The sequence below is a fragment of the Pseudomonas rubra genome (assembly GCF_028656935.1).
GTDB classification, from domain to species: domain Bacteria; phylum Pseudomonadota; class Gammaproteobacteria; order Pseudomonadales; family Pseudomonadaceae; genus Aquipseudomonas; species Aquipseudomonas rubra.
In genome coordinates this window covers 1-15,584 of sequence record NZ_JAMDGZ010000016.1, presented here as the reverse complement: position 1 = coordinate 15,584, position 15,584 = coordinate 1, and the positions used below count along the sequence as shown (strand labels likewise).

At 61.7% G+C, this 15,584-nt stretch carries 15 protein-coding genes; 12 read left to right on the top strand and 3 right to left on the bottom strand.

Annotation, left to right across the window (positions count from 1 at the left end):
- Positions 1 to 75 precede the first annotated feature (75 nt).
- Complete coding sequence (locus M5G17_RS08340; RefSeq protein WP_273892482.1) at positions 76 to 840, bottom strand: TOBE domain-containing protein; 765 nt, start codon at positions 838 to 840, stop codon at positions 76 to 78.
- A 58-nt stretch (positions 841 to 898) separates the two neighbouring features.
- Complete coding sequence (locus M5G17_RS08335; protein WP_273892481.1) at positions 899 to 1,636, bottom strand: ComF family protein; 738 nt, start codon at positions 1,634 to 1,636, stop codon at positions 899 to 901.
- An 89-nt stretch (positions 1,637 to 1,725) separates the two neighbouring features.
- Between M5G17_RS08335 and bioB the strand changes: the two genes are divergently transcribed.
- The 9 genes from bioB to M5G17_RS08290 all read left to right on the top strand — a co-directional run bounded on the left by bioB (position 1,726) and on the right by M5G17_RS08290 (position 12,004).
- Positions 1,726 to 2,784 carry a biotin synthase BioB gene (gene bioB / locus M5G17_RS08330; RefSeq protein ID WP_273892480.1) on the top strand — a complete coding sequence of 353 codons (1,059 nt, stop codon included), beginning with the start codon at positions 1,726 to 1,728 and terminating at the stop codon, positions 2,782 to 2,784.
- Between the two features lie 7 nt (positions 2,785 to 2,791).
- Positions 2,792 to 3,964, top strand: a complete 1,173-nt coding sequence (bioF, locus tag M5G17_RS08325; protein WP_273892479.1) for an 8-amino-7-oxononanoate synthase — start codon at positions 2,792 to 2,794, stop codon at positions 3,962 to 3,964.
- A complete protein-coding gene (locus M5G17_RS08320; RefSeq protein ID WP_273892478.1) occupies positions 3,957 to 4,688 on the top strand; it encodes an alpha/beta fold hydrolase in 732 nt (243 codons plus the stop codon). The genes bioF and M5G17_RS08320 overlap by 8 nt, the downstream gene beginning before the upstream one ends.
- Positions 4,681 to 5,505 (top strand): malonyl-ACP O-methyltransferase BioC, encoded by an 825-nt coding sequence (gene bioC, locus M5G17_RS08315; protein ID WP_273892477.1) that lies wholly within the window; start codon positions 4,681 to 4,683, stop codon positions 5,503 to 5,505. Before M5G17_RS08320 ends, bioC begins: the two co-directional genes overlap by 8 nt.
- A 1-nt stretch (position 5,506) precedes the next feature.
- Positions 5,507 to 6,187 carry a dethiobiotin synthase gene (bioD, locus tag M5G17_RS08310; protein ID WP_273892476.1) on the top strand — a complete coding sequence of 227 codons (681 nt, stop codon included), beginning with the start codon at positions 5,507 to 5,509 and terminating at the stop codon, positions 6,185 to 6,187.
- Positions 6,188 to 6,294: 107 nt separating this feature from the next.
- Positions 6,295 to 6,591: a pyrroloquinoline quinone biosynthesis protein PqqE gene (locus M5G17_RS08305; RefSeq protein ID WP_130266603.1), complete on the top strand. Its 297-nt coding sequence runs from the start codon at positions 6,295 to 6,297 to the stop codon at positions 6,589 to 6,591.
- 268 nt (positions 6,592 to 6,859) lie between these two features.
- Positions 6,860 to 8,665, top strand: a complete 1,806-nt coding sequence (locus M5G17_RS08300) for a phenylacyl-CoA dehydrogenase (protein ID WP_273892475.1) — start codon at positions 6,860 to 6,862, stop codon at positions 8,663 to 8,665.
- Positions 8,666 to 8,819: 154 nt separating this feature from the next.
- A complete protein-coding gene (locus M5G17_RS08295; protein WP_273892474.1) occupies positions 8,820 to 10,103 on the top strand; it encodes a GGDEF domain-containing protein in 1,284 nt (427 codons plus the stop codon).
- A 122-nt stretch (positions 10,104 to 10,225) separates the two neighbouring features.
- Positions 10,226 to 12,004 (top strand): acyl-CoA dehydrogenase C-terminal domain-containing protein, encoded by a 1,779-nt coding sequence (locus tag M5G17_RS08290; protein WP_273892473.1) that lies wholly within the window; start codon positions 10,226 to 10,228, stop codon positions 12,002 to 12,004.
- 229 nt (positions 12,005 to 12,233) lie between these two features.
- Here M5G17_RS08290 and M5G17_RS08285 read toward each other — a convergent pair whose 3' ends face one another.
- Positions 12,234 to 13,157 carry a LysR family transcriptional regulator gene (locus M5G17_RS08285; protein ID WP_273892472.1) on the bottom strand — a complete coding sequence of 308 codons (924 nt, stop codon included), beginning with the start codon at positions 13,155 to 13,157 and terminating at the stop codon, positions 12,234 to 12,236.
- Positions 13,158 to 13,259: 102 nt separating this feature from the next.
- Here M5G17_RS08285 and M5G17_RS08280 point away from each other — a divergent pair, with 102 nt between their 5' ends.
- From M5G17_RS08280 to M5G17_RS08270, 3 genes are all read left to right on the top strand, one after another.
- Complete coding sequence (locus M5G17_RS08280; RefSeq protein WP_273892471.1) at positions 13,260 to 13,958, top strand: MOSC domain-containing protein; 699 nt, start codon at positions 13,260 to 13,262, stop codon at positions 13,956 to 13,958.
- Positions 13,955 to 15,235, top strand: a complete 1,281-nt coding sequence (locus M5G17_RS08275) for an aspartate aminotransferase family protein (protein ID WP_273892470.1) — start codon at positions 13,955 to 13,957, stop codon at positions 15,233 to 15,235. The genes M5G17_RS08280 and M5G17_RS08275 overlap by 4 nt, the downstream gene beginning before the upstream one ends.
- 153 nt (positions 15,236 to 15,388) lie before the next feature.
- A complete protein-coding gene (locus tag M5G17_RS08270; protein ID WP_041022294.1) occupies positions 15,389 to 15,547 on the top strand; it encodes a YqaE/Pmp3 family membrane protein in 159 nt (52 codons plus the stop codon).
- Positions 15,548 to 15,584: the final 37 nt, after the last annotated feature.

Sequence of the window (15,584 nt, the reverse complement as noted above, 5' to 3'; positions counted from 1 at the left end):
ACCATACAAGCGGGCTTGCCTCATCTCACACGCCACTGGCCCTGCCATGAAGCGGCGGACGGTTTTGTGGCAGTTTTATAGCGGAGTGCCGAGAAGCACGTTGGACGGTTGGAATTGCACTTGCAGGTCACTGCCTACAACCATGTGATGGTCCTTCAGCCAGTGGGCTTCGGCGAAGGCGCACAGGGTTTGCCCGCTGGCCAGCGCCAGGCGTACTTCGGTGGGGCCCTCGGCGTCTTCGAGCAGGGCATCGACCTTCACCGGCAAGCAGTTGTAGCCCTCAGCAGGCGGCTGGTCGAGCCTGAGCAACTCGAGCCAGCCCGCCTTGATTAGCGCCACGACGGCGGTCCCGGGGCTCAGTTCCAGGCGACCGGTGCTGTCATGGGTAATCTGGGCATCGATGCGCAGATCGCCAGCGAGGCTCAGGCTGATGCGGTCATAGCGGCCCTGAGCTTCGATCACGCTGATGCGCCCATGCAGTTGGTTACGTGCGCTGGTGCGTAGCATCAGGCGGCCAAGCAGGTCGAGATCGCTGGCGTCTTCGGCCGCTTCAAGAATCTGTGCCTGCAGTGCTTGCAAGCGTTGATACAAGCGCAGCACCCGCTGGCCTTCGGCAGACAGTTTTGCCCCACCACCGCCACGACCGCCAACACTGCGTTCCACCAGTGGGCTGGCGGCCAGGTTGTTGAGTTCGTCAATGGCATCCCAGGCGGCCTTGTAACTCATGCCAGCGCTTTTTGCCGCACGGGTGATCGAACCTTGTTCGGCAATATGTTGCAGCAAGGCAATCCGCTGCGGGCGACGGACGATGTGCTGGGTGAGCAGGGCAGGCAGAGACATAAACGGTAACGGGCATCTGAAGGAGTCAACCCGAAAGTGCCCGCACCCTGACGCCAAGTCAAGCGCTGCCGGGCTTGGCGGTACGCGCCAGGCAGTACACATCGACCCGCTGGGCACCTGCCTTGAGCAGCAGGCTGGCCAATGCCTGGGCAGTGGCGCCGGTGGTCAGCACGTCATCTACCAGCGCCACATGGCGCCCGGCAATCAGGCTACTGTCGGGTATGGCGAAGGCCTGGCGCAGGTTGCGTTTGCGTGCCCGGGCTTTGAGGCCTTGCTGCGCAGGGGTATCGAGGCTACGGGTGAGCAGGTGCTGGTGACAATGGATACCCAACTGTTGCGCTAGCCAGTTGCCGAGCATACCTGCCTGGTTGTAGCCACGCTGACGCAAACGTCGCCGTGAAAGCGGAACAGGCAGCAACAAGGCCGGGCGCGGCAGCCCTTCGTCATAACGGTGTAGCAGCCAGCGCCCGAGCAACTGCGCCAGCAAGCGGCCCAGCGGCCACTGGCTGTTGTGCTTGAAGCGGGTCACCAGCGTATCGACCGGAAAGCCGTAGTACCAAGGCGCCTCGACCCGGTAGAAGGCTGGCGGGCGCCGGCTGCACTGGCCGCACACCAGGCCGTGCATGGGCAGCGGCAGGGCACAGACCTGGCACTGGTCATCCAGCCAGGGCAGTTCGCTCTCGCAGGCGACGCACAGTGGGTAGGGTTGCTCGGCGGCTTCATTACAAAGCAAGCATTCATGGTTATTAAATAACCAGTTGTAAACCGATCTTTTGGCTTGTGGTTGACAGTGCATCAGCCTTCCTTAACTATGCGAGCTATCCGTGATGCGCTGGCGGGGTTTCCTGTGCCGGCGCCTGTACAAGCCTAAACAAGGAACCTTTGATGAGCGCCAGCATAACTGCAACAACACGTCACGACTGGTCCCTGGCCGAAGTCAAAGCTCTGTTCCAGCAGCCGTTCAATGACTTGCTGTTCCAGGCGCAAACCGTGCACCGCGCGCATTTCGACGCTAACCGCGTGCAGGTCTCGACCCTGCTGTCGATCAAGACCGGCGCCTGCCCGGAAGATTGCAAATATTGTCCGCAGTCCGGTCACTACAACACCGGGCTGGAGAAGCAAAAACTGATGGAGGTGCAGAAGGTCCTCGAAGAGGCCGCCCGGGCCAAGGCCATCGGTTCGACCCGCTTCTGCATGGGCGCCGCCTGGAAGCACCCGTCGGCCAAGGACATGCCTTACGTGCTGCAGATGGTTAAAGGGGTCAAGGCCATGGGCCTGGAAACCTGCATGACCCTTGGCAAGCTCGACCTTGAGCAAACCCAGGCACTGGCCGAGGCCGGGCTGGACTACTACAACCACAACCTCGATACCTCGCCGGAGTTCTACGGCAGTATCATCACCACCCGCACCTACAGCGAGCGCCTGCAGACCCTGGCCTACGTGCGCGATGCCGGGATGAAGATCTGTTCGGGCGGTATCCTCGGCATGGGCGAGTCGCTGGACGACCGCGCGGGGTTGCTGATCCAGCTGGCCAACTTGCCGGAGCACCCGGAGTCGGTGCCGATCAACATGTTGGTGAAGGTGGCCGGCACGCCGCTGGAGAACGCCGAAGAAGTCGACCCCTTCGACTTTATCCGTATGCTCGCCGTCGCCCGCATCCTCATGCCCAAGTCCCATGTGCGGTTGTCCGCCGGCCGTGAAGCGATGAATGAGCAGATGCAGGCCCTGGCGTTCTTCGCCGGTGCAAACTCGATCTTCTACGGCGAGAAACTGCTGACCACCGCCAACCCGCAGGCTGACAAGGACATGCAACTGTTTGCACGCTTAGGGATTCAGCCCGAAGCCCGCGAAGAGCACGCCGACGAAGTGCATCAGGCCGCTATCGAACAGGCCCTGATAGAACAGAAGAGCAGCGAGCTGTTCTACAACGCCGCCTCGGCCTGAGGCGCGCATGGCTTTTGATCTTCGCGCGCGACTGGAGCAACGCCGCGCCGCTGACCTGTACCGCCAACGCCCGCTGCTGCAAAGCCCGCAGGGGCCGGAAGTGGTGGTCGATGGCCAGCCGTTGCTGGCGTTTTGCAGTAATGATTACCTGGGCCTGGCCAACCACCCGGAAGTCATCGCCGCATGGCGCGCCGGTGCCGAGCGCTGGGGCGTCGGTGGTGGTGCCTCGCACTTGGTGATCGGTCACAGCAGCCCCCATCACGCGGTGGAAGAGGCCCTGGCCGAACTCACCGGGCGGCCGCGGGCCTTGCTGTTTTCCACCGGCTACATGGCCAACCTCGGTGCCTTGACCGCACTGGTCGGGCAGGGCGATACGGTGCTTCAGGACCGTCTCAATCATGCCTCGTTGCTCGATGCCGGGCTGCTTAGCGGTGCACGTTTCAATCGCTACTTGCACAACGATGCCCAGAGCCTGGCCAACCGCCTGGACAAGGCTGTCGGTAACACCCTGGTGGTGACTGACGGTGTGTTCAGCATGGACGGCGACCTGGCCGATTTACCTGCCCTGGCCGCAGAGGCCAACGCCCGCAACGCCTGGCTGATGGTTGATGATGCCCATGGCCTGGGCACCCTGGGGCGCAATGGTGGAGGCATCGTCGAGCACTTCGGCCTGAGCCTTGCGCAAGTGCCGGTACTGATCGGCACACTGGGCAAGGCCTGTGGCACTGCAGGTGCGTTTGTCGCCGGCAGCGAAGAGCTGATCGAATGCCTGATCCAGTTCGCCCGGCCTTACATCTATACCACCAGCCAGCCGCCGGCCCTGGCCTGCGCCACCCTGCGCAGCCTGGAACTGCTGCGCAGCGAACACTGGCGGCGTGAGCACCTGGCGGCATTGATTCAGCAGTTTCGCAGCGGCGCCGAGCAGATTGGCCTGCAGTTGATGGACAGCTTCACGCCGATCCAGCCGATCCTGATCGGCGACAGCACGCGTGCCTTGCGCCTGTCGCAGATGTTGCGCGAGCGTGGCCTGCTGGTGACCGCGATCCGTCCGCCAACGGTGCCCAGCGGCGGCGCCCGCCTGCGCGTTACCCTGAGTGCGGCGCACAGCGCGGCGCAGGTGCAGCTATTGTTGAATGCATTGGCTGACTGTTATCCGCTGCTGGAGCCTGCTGATGCGTAACCATCTGATCCTGTTGCCCGGCTGGGGGCTGGGCAGTTCCGCCTTGCAGCCCCTGGTTGCCAGCTTGCGGGCCATTGACCCCGGCTTGCGGGTCGAGATCCAGGCCTTGCCCGGCCTGGCATCCAGCAACCCCGAAGACTGGCTCGACACGCTCGATCGGCAACTGCCGCGCAATGCCTGGTTGGGTGGCTGGTCGCTGGGTGGCATGCTCGCCGCCGAACTGGCCGCGCGCCGCGGCGATGACTGCCATGGCGTCATCACCCTGGGTAGCAACCTCAGTTTTGTCACCCGCCCGGATTGGCCCCACGGCATGGCGGTGGATACTTTCCAGACCTTTCTTGAAGGTTGCCGCTATCACACCCAGGTCACCCTGAAGCGCTTCATTTCATTGTGCAGCCAGGGTGCGCAAGAACCGCGCAGCCTGGCCCGTTTACTCGGTGCCTGCATGCCCGTGGCTGCCCCCGAAGTACTGGTGGCCGGGCTGGACGTGCTTGGCCAACTCGATACTCGCGCAGCCTTGCAGGCCTATGGCGGCCCACAGTTGCATCTGTTTGCCGGGCGTGACGGCCTGGTGCCGGCCGAGGTCGCCGGCGAGTTGCTGGAAATACTGCCTGACGTGGAAGTCGGGCTGCTCGAAGACAGTGCTCATGGTTTTGTGATGGAAGCACCTCATGAGTTGGCGGCAGCAATCAAGGCCTTTGTACATGAGAGTGGCGATGACTGATCTTTCCCAACCGGGCTTGCCCGGCGCCTTGCCCGATAAACGCCAGGTGGCTGCGTCATTCTCGCGCGCGGCGGCCAGCTACGACAGCGTTGCCGAACTGCAACGGGCGGTGGGCAGTGCGCTGCTTGAGCAATTGCCAGGTGCATTGGAGCCGCAACGCTGGCTGGATCTGGGCAGCGGCACCGGTTATTTCAGCCGTGCCCTTAACCGGCGTTTTCCTCAGGCCGCCGGGATTGCCGTGGATATTGCCGAAGGTATGCTCCAGCATGCCCGGGAGCAGGGCGGAGCGCACCACCATGTGGTTGGCGATGCCGAGCGCTTGCCGCTACGCGATGCCAGTGTCGAGCTGATTTTCACCAGCTTGGCGGTGCAGTGGTGTGGCGATTTTCGCGCGGTGCTCGAGCAAGCCTGGCGTGTCTTGCAGCCGGGTGGCGTCTTGGCGTTCGCCAGCCTGTGTGTCGGTACCCTGCATGAGCTGCGCGAAAGTTGGCAGGCGGTCGATGGCCTGGTGCACGTCAACCGCTTCCGGCGCCTGGAAGACTATCAGCGCCTGTGCGCCGAAAGTGCGCTGCAAGTGCTGAGCCTTGAGGCCCGCCCCCATGTGCTGTATTACCCGGACGTGCGCAGCCTGACCCACGAACTCAAGGCCCTCGGTGCCCATAACCTTAACCCCGGGCGTCCGGCCGGGCTCACCGGGCGGGCACGGATGCAGGGGTTGCTGCAGGCGTATGAGCGTTTCCGCCAGCCCCGGGGGCTACCGGCTACCTACCAGGTGGTCTACGGTGTACTGCAAAAGCCGTTGGTAGAAGGGGAGTGAGATGAGCCGGGCCTATTTCATTGCCGGGACCGACACCGATGTCGGCAAGACCACCATCGCCGCCGGGCTGCTGCATGCGGCGCGTCAGGCCGGCTTGAGCACCCTGGGTGCCAAGCCGGTGGCTTCGGGGTGCGAAGTCAGTAGCAAAGGCCTGCGCAACGCCGACGCCTTGGCGCTGATCGACGAAAGTTCGCTCAAGTTACCTTACGAGCAGATCAACCCGTTCGCCTTCGCGCCGGCCATTGCCCCACACCTGGCTGCGCGTGAAGCCGGTATCGCCCTGAGCGTGCAGTCCTTGTTGGCGCCAATGCGCGAAGTGCTGGCCAAAGGCGCTGATTTCACCTTGATTGAAGGTGCTGGAGGTTGGCGCGTGCCATTGTCCGACGAGGCTAATCTGTCGGAGCTGGCTGTCGCTTTGAAGCTGCCAGTGATTCTGGTGGTCGGTGTACGTCTGGGGTGCATCAACCACGCCTTGCTTACCGCCGAAGCCATCGCCCGTGACGGCCTGCAACTGGCCGGCTGGGTGGCCAACATTATCGAGCCGCGCACCTCGCGCCTGGAAGAAAATCTCGCCAGTCTCGCCGAGCGATTGCCGGCACCGTGCCTGGGGCGGGTGCCCAAGCTCAAGGGGGTGAGTGCCGATGCCGTGGCTGAACATCTGCAACTGGACCTGCTGGACTGACGCTTGTCTATCGTGCGGCACTTTGCCATTAGTGTTTTCAACGGGTCTTTTGCCGACAAGTCTGCTTCAATAGAGCCTGTTCGCCTTCAGCGTCATGGAGCTTCGACATGGAAATCTCGGGCAACTCAGTATTCTACGCAGGGCTCGGTGCCATCCAGGCCGGGCAGACCCGCGTCGATCAGGCCGCCAGCCAGATCGCCAACACCACTGTCGAGCGCGCCGCCACCAGCCAGTCCAGCGACTATCAGGCCGAGCGCCTGCGCGCGGTCGATCGAAGCCAGCAGATGGACCTTGCCACCAGTAGCGTCGAGATGGCGCTGGGCAAACATCAGGTCGAACTCGGTGTCAAAGTGGCCAAAGCAGCGGACGAAATGCTCGGCACGCTGATCGATACCTACGCCTGAACCCTTCGGCTCGCCCTCTGAGAGCCTTCAACTAGTCTTTATGTATCAGTGCCTTGGCCGTGTGGTCGGGCGTTTTTCTGCGCGTTCGTGGGGCTTTTTGCCAGGGCAATCGCGCAGTCTGGCATGGCCGAACTGCCCTCTGCTTGATGCTTGACAAGTTTTCGGCGTAAACGTATGTTTCAAACAACTGTTTGACCGAAAGCCGCCTAGAGCTGGTCGGTGTATCGCGGTCTCCCTATCCAGGATTCATCAGCAGAGGTTCATCGCTATGCCTGATTACAAAGCCCCCTTGCGTGATATTCGCTTCGTTCGTGACGAGCTGCTCGGCTACGAAGCGCATTATCAGAGCCTGCCGGCTTGCCAGGACGCCACCCCGGACATGGTTGACGCCATCCTCGAGGAAGGCGCCAAGTTTTGTGAACAGGTACTGGCCCCGCTGAATCGCGTCGGCGACCTGGAAGGCTGCACCTGGAGTGAGTCGGGCGTGAAAACCCCGACCGGCTTCAAAGAAGCCTACAAGCAGTTCGTCGAAGGCGGCTGGCCGAGCCTGGCGCATGACGTCGAGCACGGTGGCCAGGGCTTGCCTGAGTCGCTGGGTCTGGCGGTCAGCGAAATGGTCGGCGAGTCGAACTGGTCCTGGGGCATGTACCCTGGCCTGTCCCACGGCGCGATGAACACCATCTCCGAGCACGGCACCGCCGAGCAGCAAGAGACCTACCTGACCAAGCTGGTATCCGGCGAATGGACCGGCACCATGTGCCTGACCGAACCACACTGTGGTACCGACCTGGGCATGTTGCGCACCAAGGCCGAACCTCAGGCTGATGGTTCCTACAAAGTTACCGGCACCAAGATCTTCATCTCGGCCGGTGAACACGACATGGCCGACAACATCGTCCACATCGTTCTGGCCCGCCTGCCTGATGCGCCTGCCGGCACCAAAGGTATTTCGCTGTTCATCGTGCCGAAGTTCATGCCGACTGCCGAAGGCACCATCGGTGAGCGTAACGCTGTTTCTTGTGGCTCCCTCGAACACAAGATGGGCATCCACGGTAACGCCACCTGCGTGATGAACTTTGACGCGGCCACCGGCTACCTGATCGGCCCGGCCAACAAAGGCCTGAACTGCATGTTCACCTTTATGAACACTGCTCGCCTGGGTACCGCGCTGCAAGGCCTGGCCCACGCTGAAGTGGCGTTCCAGGGCGGCCTGAAATACGCTCGCGACCGCCTGCAAATGCGCTCGCTGACTGGCCCCAAAGCACCGGACAAAGCTGCTGACCCGATCATCGTCCACCCGGACGTACGTCGCATGCTGCTGACCATGAAGGCCTTCGCCGAAGGCAACCGCGCGATGGTCTATTTCACTGCCCAGCAGGTGGACATCGTCAAGTACAGCCAGGACGAAGAAGAGAAGAAGAAAGCCGACGCACTGCTGGCCTTCATGACGCCGATCGCCAAGGCGTTCATGACTGAAGTCGGCTTTGAAGCGGCCAACCACGGCGTGCAGATCTATGGCGGCCACGGCTTCATCGCCGAGTGGGGCATGGAGCAGAACGTTCGCGACAGCCGTATCTCGATGCTGTACGAAGGCACCACCGGCATCCAGGCGCTGGACCTGCTCGGCCGCAAGGTGCTGATGACCCAGGGCGAAGCGCTCAAGGGCTTCACCAAGATCGTGCACAAGTTCTGCCAGGGCAACGAAGGCAACGAAGCGATTAGCGAGTTCGTCGCGCCATTGGCCCAACTGAACAAAGAGTGGGGCGAGCTGACCATGAAGGTCGGTATGGCGGCGATGAAAGACCGCGAAGAAGTCGGTGCCGCTTCGGTGGACTACCTGATGTACTCCGGCTACGCCTGCCTGGCTTACTTCTGGGCCGACATGGCACGCCTGGCTGCCGAGAAACTGGCTGCCGGTACCAGCGAAGAAGCCTTCTACACCGCCAAGTTGCAGACTGCGCGTTTCTACTTCCAGCGCATCCTGCCACGCACCCGCACCCACGTAGCAACCATGCTATCGGGCGCCAGCAACCTGATGGACATGAACGAAGAGCACTTCGGTCTCTCGTACTGATTCAAAGGCTGTAACAAAAAACGCCTGCCCTTATCGGCAGGCGTTTTTTTTGCCCTGTGCCTCCCACCCGACCAAGTGAATTCATCTATTCACGTGCGCTGCCGATACACTAAGGCACAATGCCATTATTGATCTGCCGGGTCGGAGATTACCCTTGTTTCGTTTATCCGCTGTACGCCTGAGCCATTTCCTGCCGTCAGCCTGCTTGCTGGTGTCAGGGCTCGCGGCTGCTTATGTGAGAGACCTGAGTGTCTTCTTCACGTCGCTGTTCAATGTCCTGCCTACCTTGGTTTTGTTGCTGGGCGGCGCCTATTGCGCCGTGTACCGCCGCCAGCGTGAGCTGTTTCTGATGCTCACGGTTTACATTGCCTACTTTCTGCTCGATACCCAGACCGACTTTTACCGTGACAATGGCCGTGTGCGCGAAGACGCGGCGGTGGTTTTTCACCTGGTTTGCCTGCTGTTACCGCTGATGTTTGCCTTGTACGGCGCCTGGCAGGAGCGTACCCACCTGTTCCAGGACATGGTCGCGCGCTTTGCCGTGTTGCTGGCGGTCGGCAGTGTCGCCCTGGGTCTGGAGCAGAGTTTCCCTCAGGCCCTGCTTGGCTGGCTGGCGGAAATTCGCTGGCCGTCGTTGCACGGCCAGTGGATGAGCCTGATCCAGCTCGCCTACCCAGTGTTCCTCTGCGCCTTCATCCTGCTGGTGGTGCAGTACCTGCGCCAGCCACGACCTTTGCACGCGGCGCAGTTGATCGGGCTGATCGGGCTCTTCTGGATGCTGCCCAAGACGTTCATCCTGCCCTTCACCCTGAACATCATGTGCAGCCAGGTGATGCTGATGATTGCTGCCGCGGTGTCCCACGAGGCCTATCAGATGGCCTTTCGTGATGAGCTGACCGGCTTGCCCGGGCGCCGCGCGCTCAACGAGCGCATGCAACGGCTGGGGCGCAACTATGTGCTGGCGATGACTGACGTTGACCACTTCAAGAAGTTCAACGACACCCATGGTCATGACGTGGGTGACCAGGTGCTGCGCCTGGTGGCCAGCAAGCTGTCGAAGGTTACCGGCGGCGGTCGCGCCTACCGCTATGGCGGTGAGGAGTTCGCCGTGGTGTTCGCCGGCAAGAGCATTGAAGAATGCATGCCGCACCTGGAGGCGGTGCGTGAGGTCATTGCCAATTACAACATCCAGTTGCGCAACCAGGACAACCGTCCCCAGGATGACCAGCAGGGTCGGCAACGCCGTGGCTCACCGGCGGCTTCGAGTGTGTCGGTGACCATCAGTATCGGTGTCAGCGAGCGCCTTGCCGATCATCGTTCACCCGACGAAGTGCTCAAGTCCGCTGACCAGGCGCTGTACAGCGCCAAGGGTGCCGGGCGCAACTGTGTTGTGGCTTTCGGGGTTCAGGCCCAGCGGGGTGCGGTACGCATGGCGTGACCAAAATAAACTATATAGTCGCTAGATGACCCTATGTCTCACAAAAGTTGTTCGGGTACACTGGTTCCATAACAGTGATGCGGCCGTGCAGGCTGCTCCCGACTCTAGTATGAGAGGTTGCCATGGCTGACTATAAAGCGCCCCTGCGCGATATGCGCTTCGTCCTCAACGAAGTCTTCGAGGTTTCCAAGCTCTGGGCGCAGTTGCCGGGCCTGGCCGAGGTAGTGGACGAAGAGACCGCCCTGGCAGTGCTTGAAGAAGCCGGTAAGGTCACCAGCAAGAGCATCGCGCCCTTAAGCCGCAGTGGCGATGAAGAAGGTTGTCATTGGGATAATGGCGCCGTCACTACCCCGGCCGGCTTCATCGAGGCCTACCAGACCTACGCCGAAGGCGGTTGGGTTGGCGTGGGCGGCGATTCGGCCTATGGCGGCATGGGCATGCCCAAGGTCATCTCGGCCCAGGTCGAGGAAATGGTCAACTCTTCCAGCCTGGCGTTCGGCCTGTACCCGATGCTCACCGCAGGCGCTTGCCTGTCGATCAACGCCCACGCCAGTGACGAGCTCAAGGAACAGTACCTGCCGAACATGTACGCGGGGATCTGGGCCGGTTCCATGTGCCTGACCGAACCTCACGCCGGCACCGACCTAGGCATCATCCGCACCAAGGCCGAGCCACAGGCTGATGGCAGCTACAAGGTTAGCGGTACCAAGATCTTCATTACCGGCGGCGAACACGACCTCACCGAGAACATTATCCACCTGGTACTGGCCAAACTGCCTGACGCGCCTGCCGGGCCGAAAGGAATTTCCCTGTTCCTGGTGCCGAAGTTCCTGGTCAATGCCGATGGCAGCCTGGGCGCACGCAACCCGGCCAATTGCGGTTCGATCGAGCACAAGATGGGCATCCAGGCCTCGGCCACCTGCGTGATGAACTTCGACGAAGCGATCGGCTTTCTGGTCGGTGAGCCGAACAAGGGCCTGGCGGCGATGTTCACCATGATGAACTACGAGCGCTTGGGTGTAGGTATTCAAGGCCTGGCTTCGGCCGAACGCTCTTACCAGAACGCCGTCGAATATGCCCGTGACCGTCTGCAGAGCCGCGCGCCGACCGGCCCGCAAGCCAAGGACAAAGTCGCCGACCCGATCATTGTTCACCCCGATGTACGGCGCATGCTGCTGACCATGAAAGCCCTCAATGAGGGCGGGCGTGCCTTCTCCACCTACGTGGCGATGCAGCTTGATACCGCCAAGTTCAGCGAAGACGCCGAGACGCGTAAACGCGGCGAAGACCTGGTGGCCTTGCTGACGCCGGTAGCCAAGGCATTCCTCACTGATTTGGGCCTGGAATCGACGGTCCACGGCCAGCAGGTGTTTGGCGGCCACGGGTACATCCGCGAGTGGGGCCAGGAGCAACTGGTGCGCGACGTGCGCATTACCCAGATCTACGAAGGTACCAATGGCATTCAGGCCCTCGACCTGATGGGGCGCAAGGTGGTCGGTAGCGGCGGCGCGCTGTACAAGCTGTTCGCTGATGAGATTCGCCATTTCACCGCCAGTGCCGACAGTAATCTGGCCGAATTCGTCAAACCACTGAACGCGGCCCTGGACAACCTCGACGACCTGACTGCCTGGGTTCTGGATCGAGCCAAAAACAACCCGAACGAAATCGGCGCGGCGTCGGTGGAATACCTGCAGGTGTTCGGCTACACCGCCTATGCCTACATGTGGGCGCTGATGGCCCGTACAGCCCTGGCCAAGCAAGGCGAAGACGACTTCTATGCCAGCAAGCTGGGCACCGCACGCTTCTATTTCGCCCGTTTGCTGCCGCGTATTCACTCGCTGAGTGCTTCGGTCAAAGCTGGTAGCGAGTCGCTGTACCTGCTGGATGCGGCGCAGTTTTAAGCGTAACAGTAGTTTGTAAGCATTCTCTTACGTGACGCGGTGACTTTTCGCCTCTATCGGAAGATTGGATCCACAGTTAATCTTCTCACATGGACGTAGCGCAGGAAGCGCAAAGTACAGAACACGGACACGAAGGATTCCTGCCAGGATGGCGGGGCGAAAAGGATGTCAGGGAAACAGTCTGCAAAGCCCCGCTTCGGCGGGGTTTTCTTTTGCCTGCGATTTAACCTCAGCCCAGCACATCCAGCGGTGATACCCCGATCTGCCGCGGGTCGGCTTCTTCTTCGAGCAGGTTGCGCAGCAGCTCCACCGAGACTTGCTGGCGTTGCGCATCGCGAAACACCAGACCAATTTTCAGTGGCACCCGTGGTTCGCTCAGCGGCTTCCAGAGCAGTTCCTGATCATCCTCGACCACTTCCTTGGCGCGCCCCGGCAATACGGTGGCCAGTGATGTATGCGCCAGGCTGTCGAGAATCCCGCCCATGTTGTTCATTTCCGCCTGTACCTGCGGCCGCCGGCCCAGGTTGGCCAGTTGCGACTGCCAGATCTGCCGCACCTGAAACTCTTCGCCCAGCAACAGCATGGGCAGTTCCGCCGCCTGCTTGAGTGAGACCTTCTTGAATTCACGCAAGGGGTGGGTGTTGGGGATCACCAGTTGCAGTTCGTCTTCGTACAGCATCAGCCCGTGCAGCCCGGGTTGGCGTGGCGGCAGGTAGCTGATGCCGATGTCCAGGCTGCCATTGAGCAGGCGCCGTTCGATTTCCAGGCCCGACAGCTCATAGATCTGCACCACCAGATGCGGCTGCGCCTTGCGCACCCGATCGAGCAACTGCGGTACCAGGCTCGGGCGCACGGTCTGCAGCACGCCGATGGCCAGGGTGCGCAACGACTGGCCCTTGAAGTTGCGCAGGGCCTCGCGGGCCCGCTGCAGGCCATCGAGCAAGGGCAGGGCGTGGTTGTACAGGGTGTGCGCAGCCAGGGTCGGCAGCAGGCGTTTGTTGCCACGCTCGAACAGGCTCACATCGAGGTTCTGCTCGAGTTGGCGGATCTGCTGCGAGAGGGCCGGCTGCGACAGTGACAGGCGCTCGGCAGCACGGCCGACATGGCCTTCTTCATACACCGCGACGAAATAACGCAGTTGGCGAAAATCCATAAGTAATACTTATCAAAAGTGCTCGAAAAACCAAATGGCCGTTAGCCTCCAAGAAGCCTAGTCTATCCCGTATTCACAAGGTTTACAGGGCCAGAAGGCGCGATGAACACCGTGTATGTGGATGGCGTTTACATAGGCAAGGCAAAAAACCTCGGGCATGGCTTGTTGACTGATATCGATAAGCAGGAGGTTGCAAGACGGTTGTGGCTATGGCCACAGGGGCTGGGTAGCGACGAACAGGGCGACCCGCGCTTTCATACCGGCCCCGAGCGAGCGCTTCACCATTACCCGGCCGAGCACTACGCCTGGTGGCGGCAACGTTATCCACAGCTCGACTGGCGTGCTCCGGGTTTTGGCGAGAACCTTTCGACCCGCGGCCTGGACGAGCACTTGGTATGCCTGGGCGACATGTTCCGCTGGGGCGGGGCGCTGTTGCAGATCAGCCAGCCGCGCTCGCCTTGCTACCGTCTGAGCCATCGCTGGGATTTGCTGAACTTGCCGCAACAGGCGCAGGACAGCGGCCGCTGCGGCTGGTTCTACCGGGTGCTCAAACCTGGTTTTGTCAGCGCCGATGATCCTTTTGAACTGATTCAACGTAGTTACCCAGGCCTGACCGTGGCCTGGGCGTTGCGCACTTTTTACCGTGAACCTCTGGAGCATGCAGGTTTGAAAAAGCTGGTGGATTGTCCGGCCCTCTCGTCTCGCTGGCGCGATATCGCGATCAAGCGTCTGCGTACCGGTCAGGTCGAGGACTGGAGCGCGCGCCTGCTGGGCTTGCCGCTCGAGGGGCTGCGCGCATGAACCTGTTCAACCTGCGCCGCCCGCCACCTGCCGTGGCCGAGCGCAAAGTTGCTGCAGTTGTACCGCAAGCTGCAGCAGAACTGTCGCGTGAATGCCTGATGCCAGCTATCGAACGCGCACCGCAAGTGTTCGTGCGTGGTCAGGGCTCATGGCTTTGGGACAGCGAAGGCCATGCTTACCTGGATTTCACCCAAGGTTGTGCAGTCAATAGCCTCGGCCACAGCCCCAGTGTGTTGGTCAAAGCTCTGGGCAGCCAGGCTCAGGCGCTGATCAATCCGGGGGCGGGTTTTCATAACCGTGGCCTGTTGAACCTGGTCAACCGCCTGTGTGAAAGCACTGGCAGCGACCAAGCCTACCTGCTCAACAGCGGAGCCGAAGCCTGCGAAGGAGCCATCAAGCTGGCACGCAAATGGGGCCAGTTGCACCGCAACGGCGCCTACCACATCATCACTGCCAGCCAGAGTTGCCATGGTCGCAGCCTGGGCGCGCTGTCAGCCTCCGACCCGTCGCCGTGCAACCGCTGCGAGCCGGGCCTGCCGGGTTTCAGCAAGGTGCCGTTCAACGACCTCGAAGCACTGCACGCGGCGGTCGACTCGCGCACGGTGGCAATCATGCTCGAGCCGATCCAGGGAGAAGCCGGGGTGATTCCCGCGACCCTGGCGTACCTCAAGGGGGTTGAGCGCCTGTGCCGCGAGCTGGGGATTTTGCTGATTCTCGATGAGGTACAGACCGGCGTCGGCCGTTGTGGCGCCCTGCTGGCTGAGCAATTGTACGACGTGCGCGCCGACATCCTAACCCTCGGCAAGGGCCTGGGGGGCGGTGTGCCGCTGGCCGCCTTGCTGGCTCGAGGCTCTGCTTGCTGCGCCGAAGTTGGCGAGTTGGAAGGCAGTCATCATGGCAACGCGCTCATGAGTTCGGCGGGCTTGGCGGTACTGCAGACGGTGCTGGAGCCGGGCTTCTTTGAGCACGTACAGGATTCGGGGCGGCACCTGCGTGATGGCCTCAGTCGCCTGGCCGGTCGTTATGCCCAGCTTGAGGTGCGTGGCCAGGGTTTGCTCTGGGCCCTGCAACTGAGCGACGACATCGCCGCCGAACTTGTCCGGGCGGCCTTGCACGAAGGCTTGTTGCTCAATGCCCCGCAAGCCGACGTCCTGCGCTTCTCCCCGGCCTTGACGGTGAGCAAGGGCAACATCGACGAAATGCTCCTGCGCCTGGCCCGGGCCTTTGCCCGCGTCCATGCCGCCCAGCAAAGCCAGCGGCGCGAGGCCACGGCCTGATCAGCAAAGCGCCTTAACGAATTTTCCGAACCGTCTCGCGTTCCTGCGCATCGCCCCGGGCCTGTTGTTTTTGGCTTGGGGCGTTTTTTTGCCTGTGGAACCCCGGTGGCGCACTGGAGTCAGTTCTAGTACATCATCCCAAGGAGCTGCCTCATGGACCTGATCCGCATCATCATCGCCATTCTCTTGCCGCCGCTCGGGGTGTTCCTGCAGGTCGGCTTCGGCGGCGCCTTCTGGCTAAACATCCTGCTGACGTTGCTGGGTTATATCCCCGGTATCGTGCATGCGGTGTACATCATCGCCAAGCGTTGAGAAGCCTGCTCCCACAGAGCCTGTGGGAGATTCTATG